We start from the raw sequence: 14,106 nt of genomic DNA on the forward strand, positions 1-14,106 counted from the left end.
ATGGCGTTGCCGGTTCTCTGTACAGTGATGACGCGCCATGTTCAACGCCCAATATTTCCGCACCTTCATCACCTTGGTCGAGACGGGCAGTTTCACGCGAACGGCGCGCCGCCTGGAAATGACCCAGCCCGGGGTCAGCCAGCATGTACGCAAGCTCGAGCAATACCTGGGGCGCTCCCTGCTCGAGCGCCAGGGGCGGCGTTTCGCGCTCACCGAGGCCGGTCGGCGTGCCTATGACTATGCCCTCAAGTTGTTTGCCGAGCACGAGCAGTTCCGCCATTCCCTGGATGACGAGAGTCTCGACAGCGGCGAGTGCCGGCTGGCCTCGCCCGGCAGTGTCGGTCTGATGCTCTATCCCTTCATCCTCGGCCAGCAGCAGATGCATACGGGGTTGACGGTCAGCTACAGTTTCGCCTTCAACCACGAGATCGTCAGCGACGTGCTCGCCGGGCGTCACGACCTGGGCATTGTCACCGAGGCGGTGCGGCATCCCGAAGTGGACTGCGAGGTCTGGCATCAGGAGCCGCTGTGCCTGGTGGTGCCGGCAGACTTTGCTGGCACTGGCCTGGCAGACCTGATGGGGATCGGTTTCATCAGCTATTCGGATGGTGTCAACCACGCCGATATCTTGCTGCGCTGCAATTTTCCGCAAGAATTTCGTTCCATGAGCCACTTTCCGCGCCAGGGTTTCACCAACGAGGTGTCCATGGTGCTGGATGCCGTGGCGCGTGGCCTGGGGTTTACAGTGGTGTCGCGGTTGGTCCTCGAGACCTCACCCTGGCAGCGTCAGGTCAAGGAACTGTCGTTGCCGCAGCCGGTACACGAGACGCTGTATCTGGTGACCCGGCGGGGGAGCCGAATGCCGCGGCGTTACACGCGGTTGCTGGATGCCTTTCGCGAGCACCGGCGGCATGAGCGTTACGGGCATGGCGAACCGTCAATAGAGCGCGCTGGTGCCATCGAGAATGGCGGAGGCGCGGCCTGAACGTGCGGATCTGAAGGCGAAACGACGACGCCCCGCTATTGAGCAGGGCGTCGTCGTTTCGGGGGGATTCTTAATCCCGATAGGCGTCGATGCTCGGGCAGGAACAGATCAACTGGCGGTCGCCTTGGACATTGTCGACCCGGTTGACGGCTGGCCAGTACTTGGCCGCCTTGGCGGCCTGGGAAGGAAAGGCGCCGATTTCACGGGAATAGGGGCGCTCCCAGGCGTCGTCCATCAGGTCGGCCATGGTATGCGGCGCTCTGACCAGCGGGTTGTTGTCCGCCGGCCATTCGCCGGACTCGACCCGGGCGATTTCTTCGCGAATGCTGATCATGGCATCGCAGAAGCGATCCAGCTCATAGCGGGATTCCGACTCGGTCGGCTCGATCATCAGGGTGCCGGGTACCGGGAATGACATGGTCGGCGCATGGAAGCCGTAGTCCATCAGTCGCTTGGCGATGTCCTCCTCACTGATGCCCGAGTCGGCCTTGAGCGGACGGATATCGATGATGCATTCGTGGGCCACGGTGCTGTTGGCACCCTTGTAGAGCACCGGATAATGCTCGCCCAGTCGATGGGCGATGTAGTTGGCGCCGAGGATGGCCAACTCGGTGGCCTCGCGCAGCCCCCGCGCGCCCATCATCTTGATGTAGGCCCAGGAGATCGGCAGGATCGAGGCGCTGCCGAAGGGCGCCGCTGCCACTGCACCGGAGTCGGCCTCGACGCCTTCCAGGGCGCGCACGCTGTGATTCGGCACGTGGGGTGCCAGGTGAGCCTTGACGCCGATCGGTCCCATGCCTGGGCCGCCGCCGCCGTGCGGAATGCAGAAGGTCTTGTGCAGGTTGAGGTGGGAAACGTCGCCGCCGAAGTCGCCGGGACGCGCCAGGCCCACCTGGGCATTCATGTTGGCACCATCGATGTAAACCTGGCCGCCATGCTCATGAACGATGTCGCAGGCTTCGCGCACTCCCTCCTCGAAGACCCCGTGGGTGGAAGGGTAGGTGAGCATGATCGCCGACAGCTTGTCGCGGTGCTGTTCGGCCTTGGCGCGCAGGTCGGCCAGATCGATATTGCCGTTCGCATCGCACTCGACCACCACGACCTTCATGTGGGCCATGGCCGCCGAGGCCGGATTGGTGCCGTGGGCCGAACTGGGGATCAGGCAGACATCTCGATGCCCCTCGCCCTGAGCCGACTGATAGCGGCGGATGGCCACCAGGCCGGCATACTCGCCCTGGGCGCCGGAGTTGGGCTGCATGGCGATGTGATCGTAGCCGGTGATCTCCACCAGGAAGGCCGCCAACTCGTCGATGATCTGCGTGTAGCCGGCGACTTGCTCCTTGGGGGCGAAAGGATGAATGCGCGCCAGTTCGGGCCAGGTGATGGGCATCATCTCGGCGGTGGCATTGAGCTTCATGGTGCACGAGCCCAGCGGAATCATGGCATGTGCCAGCGACAGGTCCTTGTTTTCCAGGCGCTTGAGGTAGCGCAGCATCTCGGTTTCACTGTGATAGCGCTGGAAGGTCGGGTGCGAGAGGAAGTCGGACTCGCGCTGGCAAGCCTTGGGAATGCCGCTGGTGCCTGCGGCGACGATCTCGGCGTCCAGGACCGCCACGGACAGGTCGTGTTCCTCGCCGAGCAGCACATCGAAGAGCAGTGCCACGTCATGGGCAGTGGTGGTCTGGTCGAGGCTCAGGCCGACGTCGCCGTTCGCGAAATAGCGCAGGTTGACGTCGTGGGCCATGGCACGGCCGTGAATCTTGCCGGCATCCACGCCGCTCAGGCGCAGGGTGTCGAACCAACTGTCATTGACCAGGCTGACGCCTGCGCGGCGCAGTCCCTCGGCCAGAATAGTGGTCAGACGGTGGATTCGGCCGGCGATGGTACGTAGCCCCTCGGCACCGTGATAGACGGCATAGAAGCCGGCGATGTTGGCCAGCAGTGCCTGGGCGGTGCAGATGTTGGAGGTGGCCTTCTCACGGCGGATGTGCTGCTCGCGGGTCTGCATGGCCATGCGCAGGGCGGTGTGCCCGCGCTCGTCCCTGGAAACGCCAATGATGCGGCCGGGGATTGAGCGCTTGAGCTTGTCAGAGGTGGCGAAGAAGGCGGCATGGGGACCGCCGAAGCCCATGGGCACGCCGAAGCGCTGGGCGGAGCCGACCACCATGTCGGCCCCCAGTGCGCCCGGCTCCTTGAGCAGCACCAGCGACATGATATCGGCGGCCACGCAGGTCATGATGCCCTTTTCCCGGGCGCTGGCCAGCAGGGGGGCGAGGTCGCGGACCTGGCCGCTGTCGCCGGGATACTGCAGCAAGGCGCCGAAGACATCGTGCTCGGCCAGTTGCTCGGCGGGGGCGACGATCAATTCGAAGTCGAAGTAGTGCGCCCGTGTACGGACGACATCCAGCGTCTGTGGGAAGACATCCTCGGCGACGAAGAAGGCGTTGGTCTTGGCCTTCTTGTTGGCGCGTCGGCAGAGGGCCATGGCCTCGGCGGCGGCGGTGGCCTCGTCGAGCAGCGAGGCGTTGGCCAGGCTCATACCGGTGAGGTCCATAACCATCTGCTGGAAATTCAGCAGGCCTTCCAGGCGGCCCTGGGATATCTCCGGCTGATAAGGGGTGTAGGCGGTGTACCAGCCGGGGTTCTCGAGCACGTTGCGTTGGATCACCGCCGGCAGCAGGGTGTCGTAATAGCCTTGTCCGATATAGCTCTTGGCCACGCGGTTCTGGCGTGCCAGTCGATAGAGGTAGTCCAGGGCTTCGGCTTCGCTGCGTGGTGGATCCAGCTCCAGTTCGCGTCCGAGGCGAATGCCCGCCGGGACGGTGCGATCGATGAGACTGCCCATGCTGTCGATGTCCAGGGTTTCCAGCATGGCGGCCACATCCTCGGCATTGGGGCCATTGTGGCGCTGGAGGAAGGCATCGTGGTTGGCCAGCTCGGCCAGGCGGCGATTGTCGAAAGCCATGACATACCTATTGGTGAGGTGGTTGGCACTCGCACTCGGGTGCCGGAGACAAGTGAAGGGCCGAATGTCCGAAACGTGCCTGCACTCATCGACTCGTCGGACGAGGCCCGGCCGCAATCGGCCGGGCCGGGCAGGATCATTCCTCGGCGTCGGTGATGGCCTTGTAGGCGTCGGCGTCGAGCAGGTCGTCCAGGTCGGTGTCCTCCTCGAGGCGGACTTTCATGATCCAGGCATCCTCGTAAGGAGATTCGTTGATGGACTCGGGAGCGTCTTCCAGGGCCTCGTTGACTTCGACCACCTCCCCGGATACCGGTGCATACAGATCGGAAGCGGCCTTGACCGACTCGACGACGCCGAACTCGTCGCCCTTGGCGAGTGACGCACCGACTTCGGGCAATTCGACAAACACCACGTCGCCCAGGGACTGCTGGGCGTGGTCGGTGATGCCGATGGTCACCGTCCCGTCACCATTGTCCTGAATCCACTCGTGGCTCTCGGCATAGCGCAGATTGGGGGGAATAGAGCTCATGATGTTTTCCTATACGAAAAAGGTTTTCTGAATTGGATGGAATCCTAACGCCATCGAAGTCGTTTGGCGAGCCCCGAAGGCGCTGATCTCTGCTGTGCGTGGGGGACGCCCATCCCCATCTTAGAAAACCCTCGGGCAAATGCCCATGAACGTCGGCATTCTCTCGTCATCTACGGCATCCTGTCCGGCGGTGCCGGGGCTGCCCGAGCGACATGGCCATGCGCGTTCGCTGGTCCGGGGCGGCGGGCCAGACCAACTTGGGGTATCGGTGCGGATGCGACGAACTTGTTCAATCTGCAAGCTGCCGCTACAGTGTTGGAAAGTTTCTTATAGGAAACACGTTTCATGCTTCGTGCGGGGCAGGGCCGAGCCCGGGCCGTGTCGGGCCAGCGACTATACTTTGTTCTGCATGGGGGAGAAATCCCGAGATTTTCCAATAGGAGACTGGAGCACCAACGGAAGGATTCGCTATGGTACGCCTGTTCGTATCATCGCGGTCCAGGCTGCCCATGAAAGCCATGCACGCTGGTGCATAACAAGAAATCCTAGGGAGACGAAACGTGGAAACCTTGACCAATATATTGACGGCAATAGAAGGCGTCGTCTGGGGCCCTCTGATGCTGGTGCTGCTGCTGGGCGTCGGCCTCTACCTGCAATTGGGACTCAAGTTGTTGCCCATTCGCAAGCTGGGGATGGGCTTCAAGCTGTTGTGGGGCGGTCGCACCACGGCCGCAGGCGATGAGAAGGAGGGCGAGGTGTCGCCCTTCAACGCGCTGATGACCTCGCTGTCGGCGACCATCGGGACCGGTAATATCGCCGGGGTGGCGACGGCCATCTTCCTGGGTGGCCCCGGCGCGGTCTTCTGGATGTGGATCACCGCCCTGGTCGGCATGGCGACCAAGTATGCCGAAGCGGTGCTGGCGGTACGCTATCGCCAGGTCGACGAGGCCGGCGAGCATGTGGGCGGTCCCATGTACTATATCCGCAACGGGCTCGGCAAGAAGTGGGCCTGGCTGGGCGGGCTCTTCGCCTTGTTTGGTGCGGTGGCGGCCTTCGGCATCGGTAACACCGTGCAATCCAACTCCGTGGCCGATGGCCTTGGCGAGTCGATCGGCCTGCCGCACTGGGTTACCGGCCTGGTGATCATGGTGCTGGCCGGCGCGGTCATCCTCGGTGGTATCAAGCGCATCGCCAAGGTGGCGGGCAAGCTGGTGCCGGTGATGGCGGTGGCCTATATCATCTGCGGCCTGTTGGTGTTGATCATCAACGCCGATCAGATCGGTTCGGCACTGGGCATGATCTTCGGCCACGCCTTCACGCCGATCTCCGCGGCGGGTGGTTTTGCCGGCGCGGCGGTGGCCAAGGCTATCCAGTTCGGTGTGGCGCGCGGGGTGTTTTCCAACGAGGCGGGGCTCGGCAGTGCGCCGATTGCCCACGCCGCCGCGCAGACCAAGAATCCGGTACGCCAGGGGTTGATCGCCATGCTGGGGACCTTCATCGATACCATCGTGGTGTGCTCGATCACCGCCCTGGCGATCCTCACCTCCGGCTGGACGTCGGGCGAGACCGGCGCGGCGTTGACCTCCCTGTCGTTCGAGGCTGCTTTGCCGGGGATCGGGCAGTACGTGGTGTCCTTCGCCCTGGCAGTGTTTGCCTTCACAACCACTCTTGGCTGGGCATTCTACGGCGAGAAGTGCTTCGAGTACCTGTTCGGCGTGGGCGCGATCAAGTTCTATCGGGTGATCTACATCATGGCGATCTTCGCCGGGGCCGTGTTGCCGCTGAACTTCGTGTGGCTGCTGGCCAGCGTCTTCAACGCCATGATGGCGATCCCCAACCTGATCGCCCTGGCGCTGTTGTCGCCGGTGGTCTTCAAACTGACCAAGGACTACTTCGACGGCAAGCAAGTGCTGCCCGGCGAGGACCTCAACAAGTAAGCAGTGATGATGGGATGGCCGGCCGGCTGCATGCCGGCCATTCGGGCTCGATTTTCATGGGAAAGGCTAGCGAACCGATGAGCGAACAACGCAAGACGCCACTTTTCGATCTGCATGTGGAGCTCGGAGCACGGATGGTGCCTTTCGCGGGCTATTCGATGCCCGTGCAATACGAGCTGGGCGTCAAGAAGGAACACGAGCATACCCGTCGTGCCTGCGGGCTGTTCGACGTCTCCCACATGGGGCAGGTGCTGTTGCGCGGACCGAATCCGGCCGAAGTGCTGGAAACACTGGTACCGGCGGATCTGGTCGGCTTGCCGGAAGGTCGGCAGCGTTACGGCCTGTTCACTGCCGAGGATGGCGGCATTCTCGATGATTTGATGATCGTCAATGCTGGCGATCATCTCTATCTGGTGGTGAATGCCGCCTGCAAGGAACAGGACATCGCGCACCTGCGTCGTGGCTTGCCCGATCATGAACTCGAGGTGCTGGATCGCGGCCTGCTGGCGTTGCAGGGGCCCGAAGCCGCGGCGGTGATGCAGCGGCTGTGTCCCGAGGCTTGCGAGATGGTGTTCATGCAGCATGGCCGCTTCACCATCGAAGGCATCGAAGTGTGGATCAGCCGCAGCGGTTATACCGGTGAGGACGGTTTCGAGATTTCCGTGCCCGCCGAGCAGACCGAAGCCCTGGCACGACGTCTGCTGGATGAGGAGGAAGTCGAGGCAATCGGCCTGGGTGCCCGGGATTCCCTGCGTCTCGAGGCCGGTCTGTGCCTTTACGGTCACGACATCGACACCACGACGCCCCCGGTGGAGGCTGGTCTGATCTGGGCCATCGGCAAGCCGCGTCGTCGTGATGGCGAGCGTCCCGGAGGATTTCCTGGCGCTGATCTCATTCTGCATCAGGTTGCCGAGAAGGATCACCAGCGCAAGCGGGTGGGACTGCTGGGCGAGGGCCGTGCGCCGGTCAGAGAGGGCGTCGAGCTGTATGATGGCGATGGCAATGCGATTGGAGCCGTGTGTTCCGGTGGCTTCGGCCCCAGCGTGGGGCGTCCGGTGGCTATGGGGTACGTATCCATCGACCAGGCGGCCATCGACACCGTGGTCTATGCGGAGGTGCGCGGCAAGCGCCTGCCGATGACGGTGACGAAGATGCCCTTCGTGCAGCCGGGTTATCATCGCGGTTGATTTTATACCGTTATCTTGCATGTCTGGCACATGGGAACGGCTACCTTCGAGGGTGGCCGTTTTTTTATCTCCAAGATTGACAGGGTGAGGCGCCTGCCGCCGAACGGGCTAGCCATGGAAGACCCCGGCCCAGGTCCTGCAAGCGAAGCAGGAAGCGGGAGCGCTGCAGGGCGGATGTAGCGCTCATGGAGGGGGTTGCAGCGCCCTAGCGAGGGTCCGACACTTCTGGGCTTGTCGCCGGAAAAGCTCACTTCCAACCATCGGGCCTTTAAGGGGACCTAAGTACGATCAGTCGCCGGTGGGGCGATCCAGCGGAAGGTCAGGCTGATCCGCAGGCCCTGGCGCTGTCGTGAGGGAAGGCTGTGCTCGAGCCGTGCCTGTATGCCGGCTCCCATCAACAGCAGGCTGCCGTGGGGCTGGTCGACGTTGAAGGCCGGGGCGTGCCGATCCTTCCAGCGAAAGCGCAACGGGCGGTCGGTGCCTAGGCTTACGGCGGCAATCAAGGGTGACTCGCCGAGCTCGGGCTCATCATCGCTGTGCCAGCCCATACGATCCCGGCCATCGGCGTAACGGTTGAGCAGCACGCTGTTGAAACGTGCCTTGACACCGCTGTCGGCCAGGCGACGCTGTACGGCGTCGCGAATCGCCAGGACGCAGGGATGCCAGGGATCCGGTGCGAAGTGCCGGCCCGAGTAACGGTAGCTGGCGTCGCCCATCCAGACCTGCCGACGCGGTATCGGATGCTCGCGTCCATACAGTCGCAGGCTGGGACGCTGCCAATCGAGTTCGGCGTCGAGGCGAGCCAGGGCGGCCGTGGCTTCGGTGTTGCCCAGTAGCGCGGAATGGCGGATCAGTGGCGGCGAAGCCAGCAGGACCTCGCCGCCGTCGTCATGGGTGAAGAGTGACATGTTTTCAGCATGCCATTCCATCGCCTAGCCGGCTAGATACAGGCTGCCCAGTGCAAAGGCGTAGCCGATGGCCGCACCCGCGATGACGTCGCTGATGTAGTGCAGGCCGAGCCCGACGCGCGAAATGGCGATCAGGATGACCGCTGGCAGCAGCCAGGGCGCGAGCCAGGGCGTATGCACGAGGGTCAGCGTCAGAAACATCACCGCATGCATGGTGTGGCCGCTGGGAAAGCTGTAGCGGTCCCGGGCCGGCTCGTTGCAGATGATGGTGTGGAAGGTGATGAACGGACGTTCCCGGCACAGCCGGGTCTTGACCAGCCGATAGAAGGCAATGGCCACCAGGGCAGTGATGGCGTATTGCACCATCAGGCGCCAGCCCGTCGCCGTATCGTGGAGCAGGGGTTGCAGCAGGATCAGTCCCACCCAGAGGGGCCAATCTCCGGCGCGGCTGGCCAGACGCAGAGTGGCCAGCCAACGGCGATAGATACTGAAGCCGGCCATCCATTGGCAGAGTTGCCATTCCAGCAGGTCGAGCCGCTCAAACACGGCAGGGACGCGTGGTTTCATCGGGCACCTCCTGAGCGAGGTTCAGTGCAGCGAGGAAGTCATCGGTGATGGCGGGCCAACGGTACTGCAGTGCCCGCTCGCGGGCTGCTCGGCCCAGCCGGGCGTAGCGTGCCGGCTGTTGACTGAGAGTAACGGCGGCGTCGCGGAAACCGTCTTCGTCGCCGACGGCCAGGCTGACGCCGTTGATGTCGTTGTCGATCAGTTCGGCCCCGGCGGCATGGCGAAAGGCGACGACAGCCAGGCCGCTGGCCATGGCCTCGAGCACTACATTGCCCCAGGTCTCGGAAATCGACGGGAAGATGAAAAGATCGGCACTGGCATAGTGTCGAGCCAGGCTTTGCGGGTCGACGAAGCCGGTGAAGCGGACATCCGGCAAGGCCTTTTCCAGACCGCTGCGGCCCGGGCCGTCGCCGACCACCACGATGCTCATTTCGGGGCGAGCCGCCAGCATGGCGGAGAAGGTGTCGCGCAGCAGGTCGAGGTTCTTCTCCGGTGCCAGTCGGCCGACGTAGAGCGCCACGGGCCGGTGTTCGTCGCTGTCCCAGCTTTCGCGCAATTCGGAACTGCGATGCGCCGGTGAAAAGGCATCGCCATCGATGCCGCGGGCCATGACGCGCACGTTCTTGAAGCCCTTGGCCGTCAGTTCCTCGGCTTGCTGGCGGGTGGGCACCAGGGTGCCGGCACAGCGATTATGGAAGTGGCGCAGGCGTTGGGTGACCAGTGGAGTGAGCCAGCCGATGCCGTAGTCGCGGCAGTAATGATCGAAATTGGTATGCCAGCCGCTGACCACCGGAATCCCGAGTTTCTCGGCGACGCGCAACGCCGACCAGCCCAGGGGACCTTCGGTGGCTACATAGATGGCATCGGGACGTTCTTCCGACCAGAGGCGTTTAAGGCGGCGCTCCGCCGGCAGACCGAGACGCACTTCGCGGTAACCGGGCATCGAGAACCCCCTGACCTGCAGCTCGGCGCTCATGCCGTCGGCTCGATGCGCCTGGCCGGCGGGGCGCGGGCGCACGAGCTGCAGGGTCGAGTTTCGCCGCAACAGCTCGCTGCTAAGTTGCTTCAGGGTATGGGCGACACCGTTGATATCCGGTGACCAGGTTTCGCTGACCAGGCAGATGCGCATGTCGATCCTCGTGTCGTCCGGCGCCGGAATGACGCCTTTTGACACTGACCATGCCCGGCATCGATGACAGCGGGACGACAGCGCGATGAAGAGCCGATGACGTAACGGCCTTCAGCGCAGCACGGTCTGAGGATCCATCGGCTTGCCGCCATGACGCATGTCGAACAACAGCTCGTGGCGGCCATTCGACGCCGTCCCCACGACACATAGCGGCGTGCCGCGCTCGACACGTTGGCCGCTGTCGACAAGCAGGCGTGCGCAGCGGGCGTAGACGCTCTGCAGATTGTCCGGGTGATGGACGATGACGACCTGGCCGAGCTGGCGCATGCTGTCGGCGAAACGCACCTGGCCGTCGGCCACGGCCTTGGCGCGCGCTCCCTGGCTGGTGGTGAGCAGCATCGGTTGCAGGGTGCCGTGGGCGTCCTTGCCGAAACGTCTTGCCACGTCGTAGTCGTCGAGCGGCCAAGGCCAGCCCTTGGCGTCAGCGGGCATGGTGCCAGGGTCGGGCAGGCGGGCCGGAGGCGTCGACGCCGAGCTGCTGCTGGCGGATGAGCCGCCGCCGAGTGGCACCTGTATCAGGTGACCGACCTTGAGGTCGGTGGGGGTGACATCGGGGTTCGCCGCGACCACCCGGCTGGGGTCGGCGCCGAAGCGTCGGGCCACAGAGGTGAAGGTGTCGCCGGGGCGTATCTGGTAGCGGTATGGGCCTCCGGAGGGGGCGCGTTCCTGCCGGTTGGGCACCAGGACGCGCTGGCCGACGGCGAGCCCTCGCGGCTCGATGCCGGGGTTGAAACGTTGCAACCTGACCAGCGGGACCTCCGCGCGGTTGGCAATGTTACCGAGGGTGTCGCCACGGCGAATGGACACCCAGCTGCCGGCGATGCCGGCAGCCGCGTCGGGGGAGCCGTTCGGTGTCGAAGGCTGACCGGCGCAACCGGTCAGCAGCGTGAACAGGAGTATCAGAGCGAGTCGAGGGAGGCATCCTTTGCCTGCCACAGGGCGTTCAGCCATGAGTGGAAGCGTTCCTTGTAGTTCGGGTCCTGATGATAGTCGCCGTCTCGCATCCAGGCGGGGACTTGCAGATGGCGCGCCCGGAGGTGGATGAGCCCCTCCTGGCCGCACAGAAATCGCCAGAAATGCGGGGCGGGGGTGTCGTAGCTCAAGGTAACATCGAGGATGCCGCCGAGACGGTCGCCGAGCAATCCGACGACTTGAGCGATACCGCCCGCCCGGGGCGGCAGCAGGTGGCGGTAGGGGCTTTGGCGAGCGGCGTGCTTGTCGGGCGTGAAGCGAGTGCCCTCGACGAAGTTGTAGATGGCGATGGGACGCTCCCGGGCATGGCGGCACATGCGCTCGGTGGCTTCCTGGTCGCGGCGCGCGAGATGCGGGTTGCGTTCGCGCTGTTCGCGGGTCAGGCGTCTGAGCATGGGGAATTCCAGGGCCCAGAAGGCCAGCCCGACAACGGGGATCCAGATCAGCTGGCGCTTGACGAAGAAGTGCGGCATGGGAATGCGCCGATGCAGGACTAACAGCAGCACGAAGATGTCGGTCCAGCTGCGATGGTTGGAGAGCACCAGCCACCAGTCATTGCGGCTCAGGCCGTCGGGTAGTTCCAGATCGAGTCGCGGTGATAGCCAGCGACGCATCCACCAGAGGTTGACGTCCAGCCACCAGCGGGCAATGGCGTTGAGTCCCGTGAGCACCCGGCGGCGCAGCGGGCGCCCGGGGGTGACGAGCTTGAGCAGAGTGAGCGCGATCAGCGGCACCGCCCAGAACAGGGTGTTGAGTGTCAGCAGTAGCAGGCTGACGATCCCTTTCAGGGTCGACATGCCGGTTTCCTCCATGATCGTCATCAGCCCGCAATGCTAATGGAGAATGTACCCGCTCGCCAGACGACATTCTCCAGACGATACTCTCTGAGGGGGGAGTCTGGGATCAGTCACGCAATTCGGGCAGGTCCTCGAACAGCGACAGCGACTCGGGGTTGGCCAGGGCTTCGCGATTCTTCACCGGCTGGCCATGCACCACGTTGCGCACCGCCAGCTCGACGAGCTTGCCCGACAGGGTGCGCGGTAGGTCGTCGACCTGGAGGATGCGGGCCGGCACATGGCGCGGGGTGGTATTGGCGCGAATGGTGGCCTTGATCTCGTCGCGCAGGGCGTCGCCGAGAACGAGGCCATCCTTCAGGCGGACGAACAGGATCACGCGAACATCGTCGCCCCATTCCTGACCGATACACAGCGACTCCAGAACGCCTTCGACCTTCTCGACCTGGCGATAGATCTCGGCGGTACCGATCCTGACCCCACCGGGGTTGAGGACGGCATCGGAGCGGCCGTGGATGATCAGGCCATCTTCGGGGGTGATCTCGGCATAATCGCCATGGGCCCAGATGCCGGGGAAGGTGGCGAAGTAGGCATCGTGATAGCGTTCGCCGTCGGGATCGTTCCAGAAGCCGATCGGCATCGAGGGAAAGGGACGGGTGCAGACGAGCTCGCCCTTCTCGCCGCGCAGCGGCCGGCCATCGTCGTCGAAGACGTCCACGGACATGCCCAGACCGCGGCACTGCAACTGGCCGCGATAGACGGGGCGGATCGGGCACCCCAGGGCGAAACAGGAGACGATATCGGTGCCTCCGGAAATGGAAGCCAGCAGCAGGTCGTCCTTGATGTCGCGGTAGACATAGTCGAAGGATTCATGGGACAGCGCCGAGCCGGTGGAGAGGACGGCACGCAGTGCCGTCAGGTCGTGATCTCGTCCGGGGACGAGCCCCTCCTTCTCGCAGGCGGCCAGGTAGCGGGCGCTGGTGCCGAACACCGTGATGCCCTCGCGTTCGGCGATGCGCCAGAGCACGCTGGAGTCAGGGGCGAAGGCGGCGCCGTCGAACAGCACCAGGGTCGCGCCGCTGGCCAGGCCGGTAACCAGCCAGTTCCACATCATCCAGCCGCAGGTGGTGTAGTAGAAGAGGGTGTCCGCGGCGGAGAGGTCGGTGTGCAGACGCTGCTCCTTGAGGTGCTGGAGCAGGGTGCCGCCGGCACTGTGGACGATGCACTTGGGCGTGCCGGTGGTGCCCGATGAATAGAGGATGTAGAGCGGATGGTCGAAAGGCTGGGGGCGGAAGTCGATGTCCTCGGCCGGGTTGTCGAGGTAGTCGTCCCAGGCCACTGCACCGGGAATCTCGTCCAGTGACGGCGCGTCGTCGAGGAAGGGGAGCACCACCAGGCTCTCGAGCCCATCGAGAGCGCGGGCGATTTCGGCCAGCCGGGAGCGAGTGTCGATGGGCTTGCCGTTCCAGGTGTAGCCGTCGGCGGCGATCAGCACCTTGGGCGTGATCTGGCCGAAGCGGTCGAGGACACCCTGGAAGCCGAAGTCCGGTGAGCAGGAGGACCAGACGGCGCCGAGACTCGCCGTCGCCAGCATGGCGATCACCGCATGCTCGCTGTTGGGAACGAAGCCGGCGACCCGGTCGCCCGCTTCGACGCCATCGTCGCGTAGTGCCCGGGCCAGCCTGGCGACGCATCGATACAGCTCGGCGTGGCTGAGCTCGCGCCGGCGCCCGCGTTCGTCGTGGGCGATCAAGGCCGGTGCCGTGTCGCGGCGACGCAGCAGGTTGGTGGCAAAGTTGAGCCGAGCCTCGGGGAACCAACGCGCTCCCGGCATGGCGTCGGGCGCTTCGAGCACCGGCTCGCCGCGCTGTTCGGCGACGATCTCGAAGTCGTCCCAGAGCAGAGACCAGAAACGCTCGGCATTGTCGACGCTCCAGGCATGCAGGTCAGCGTAATCATGCAGCTGTGCGCCATGTTCGGCCTCGATGCGACGCATCAGCGATGCCATCTGCGTGGCGGTCATGGTCTCGGGGGAAGGTTGCCAGAGTGGAGCGGTCATGTCGTTCCTCTCAT

11 protein-coding genes are annotated in these 14,106 nt (G+C 64.3%); 3 read left to right on the forward strand and 8 right to left on the reverse strand.

All coding sequences use genetic code 11. The annotated features are described in order from the left end of the window. The first annotated feature begins 37 nt into the window (after nucleotides 1-37). Nucleotides 38-985: a LysR family transcriptional regulator gene (locus tag FZZ93_RS04940; protein ID WP_149321212.1), complete on the forward strand. Its 948-nt coding sequence runs from the start codon at nucleotides 38-40 to the stop codon at nucleotides 983-985. Between the two features lie 70 nt (nucleotides 986-1,055). On the opposite strand, the gene gcvP is transcribed toward FZZ93_RS04940, so the two are convergent. Then, entirely contained in the window at nucleotides 1,056-3,950 is a 2,895-nt protein-coding gene (gene gcvP / locus FZZ93_RS04945) for an aminomethyl-transferring glycine dehydrogenase (RefSeq protein ID WP_149321213.1), read from the reverse strand. 136 nt (nucleotides 3,951-4,086) lie between these two features. Further along, entirely contained in the window at nucleotides 4,087-4,479 is a 393-nt protein-coding gene (gcvH, locus tag FZZ93_RS04950; protein ID WP_149321214.1) for a glycine cleavage system protein GcvH, read from the reverse strand. Between the two features lie 560 nt (nucleotides 4,480-5,039). Here gcvH and FZZ93_RS04955 point away from each other — a divergent pair. Next, nucleotides 5,040-6,416, forward strand: a complete 1,377-nt coding sequence (locus FZZ93_RS04955) for an alanine/glycine:cation symporter family protein (RefSeq protein WP_149321215.1) — start codon at nucleotides 5,040-5,042, stop codon at nucleotides 6,414-6,416. 77 nt (nucleotides 6,417-6,493) lie between these two features. After that, a complete protein-coding gene (gene gcvT, locus FZZ93_RS04960; RefSeq protein WP_149321216.1) occupies nucleotides 6,494-7,603 on the forward strand; it encodes a glycine cleavage system aminomethyltransferase GcvT in 1,110 nt (369 codons plus the stop codon). 278 nt (nucleotides 7,604-7,881) lie between these two features. Here the strand turns inward: gcvT and FZZ93_RS04965 are convergent, their stop codons facing one another. The 6 genes from FZZ93_RS04965 to FZZ93_RS04990 all read right to left on the reverse strand — a co-directional run bounded on the left by FZZ93_RS04965 (nucleotide 7,882) and on the right by FZZ93_RS04990 (nucleotide 14,092). Further along, complete coding sequence (locus FZZ93_RS04965; protein WP_149321217.1) at nucleotides 7,882-8,511, reverse strand: alpha-ketoglutarate-dependent dioxygenase AlkB family protein; 630 nt, start codon at nucleotides 8,509-8,511, stop codon at nucleotides 7,882-7,884. 24 nt (nucleotides 8,512-8,535) lie between these two features. Next, the gene (locus tag FZZ93_RS04970; RefSeq protein ID WP_149321218.1) at nucleotides 8,536-9,078 is read right to left on the reverse strand and encodes a phosphatase PAP2 family protein; all 543 of its coding nucleotides are present in this window, start codon (nucleotides 9,076-9,078) and stop codon (nucleotides 8,536-8,538) included. Then, complete coding sequence (locus tag FZZ93_RS04975) at nucleotides 9,050-10,207, reverse strand: glycosyltransferase family 4 protein (RefSeq protein WP_149321219.1); 1,158 nt, start codon at nucleotides 10,205-10,207, stop codon at nucleotides 9,050-9,052. The genes FZZ93_RS04970 and FZZ93_RS04975 overlap by 29 nt, the downstream gene beginning before the upstream one ends. A gap of 111 nt (nucleotides 10,208-10,318) precedes the next feature. Then, on the reverse strand, nucleotides 10,319-11,218 hold the full coding sequence (locus FZZ93_RS04980) for a murein hydrolase activator EnvC family protein (RefSeq protein ID WP_149321220.1): 900 nt from the start codon (nucleotides 11,216-11,218) through the stop codon (nucleotides 10,319-10,321). Further along, on the reverse strand, nucleotides 11,167-12,036 hold the full coding sequence (locus FZZ93_RS04985; RefSeq protein WP_149321221.1) for an acetyltransferase: 870 nt from the start codon (nucleotides 12,034-12,036) through the stop codon (nucleotides 11,167-11,169). Before FZZ93_RS04985 ends, FZZ93_RS04980 begins: the two co-directional genes overlap by 52 nt. Before the next feature lie 106 nt (nucleotides 12,037-12,142). After that, entirely contained in the window at nucleotides 12,143-14,092 is a 1,950-nt protein-coding gene (locus FZZ93_RS04990; protein WP_149321222.1) for an acetoacetate--CoA ligase, read from the reverse strand. Nucleotides 14,093-14,106 lie beyond the last annotated feature (14 nt).

The sequence above is a fragment of the Halomonas eurihalina genome (genome assembly GCF_008274785.1).
Taxonomy (GTDB): domain Bacteria; phylum Pseudomonadota; class Gammaproteobacteria; order Pseudomonadales; family Halomonadaceae; genus Halomonas; species Halomonas eurihalina.

What these genes read in the sequence shown, in the direction of transcription:
- FZZ93_RS04940 (WP_149321212.1), top strand. Translation starts at nt 38, where the DNA reads ATGTTCAACGCCCAATATTTCCGCACCTTCATCACCTTGGTCGAGACG.
- gcvP (WP_149321213.1), bottom strand. Translation starts at nt 3,950, where the DNA reads ATGGCTTTCGACAATCGCCGCCTGGCCGAGCTGGCCAACCACGATGCC.
- gcvH (WP_149321214.1), bottom strand. Translation starts at nt 4,479, where the DNA reads ATGAGCTCTATTCCCCCCAATCTGCGCTATGCCGAGAGCCACGAGTGG.
- gcvT (WP_149321216.1), top strand. Translation starts at nt 6,494, where the DNA reads ATGAGCGAACAACGCAAGACGCCACTTTTCGATCTGCATGTGGAGCTC.
- FZZ93_RS04965 (WP_149321217.1), bottom strand. Translation starts at nt 8,511, where the DNA reads ATGTCACTCTTCACCCATGACGACGGCGGCGAGGTCCTGCTGGCTTCG.
- FZZ93_RS04970 (WP_149321218.1), bottom strand. Translation starts at nt 9,078, where the DNA reads ATGAAACCACGCGTCCCTGCCGTGTTTGAGCGGCTCGACCTGCTGGAA.
- FZZ93_RS04975 (WP_149321219.1), bottom strand. Translation starts at nt 10,207, where the DNA reads ATGCGCATCTGCCTGGTCAGCGAAACCTGGTCACCGGATATCAACGGT.
- FZZ93_RS04980 (WP_149321220.1), bottom strand. Translation starts at nt 11,218, where the DNA reads ATGGCTGAACGCCCTGTGGCAGGCAAAGGATGCCTCCCTCGACTCGCT.
- FZZ93_RS04985 (WP_149321221.1), bottom strand. Translation starts at nt 12,036, where the DNA reads ATGTCGACCCTGAAAGGGATCGTCAGCCTGCTACTGCTGACACTCAAC.
- FZZ93_RS04990 (WP_149321222.1), bottom strand. Translation starts at nt 14,092, where the DNA reads ATGACCGCTCCACTCTGGCAACCTTCCCCCGAGACCATGACCGCCACG.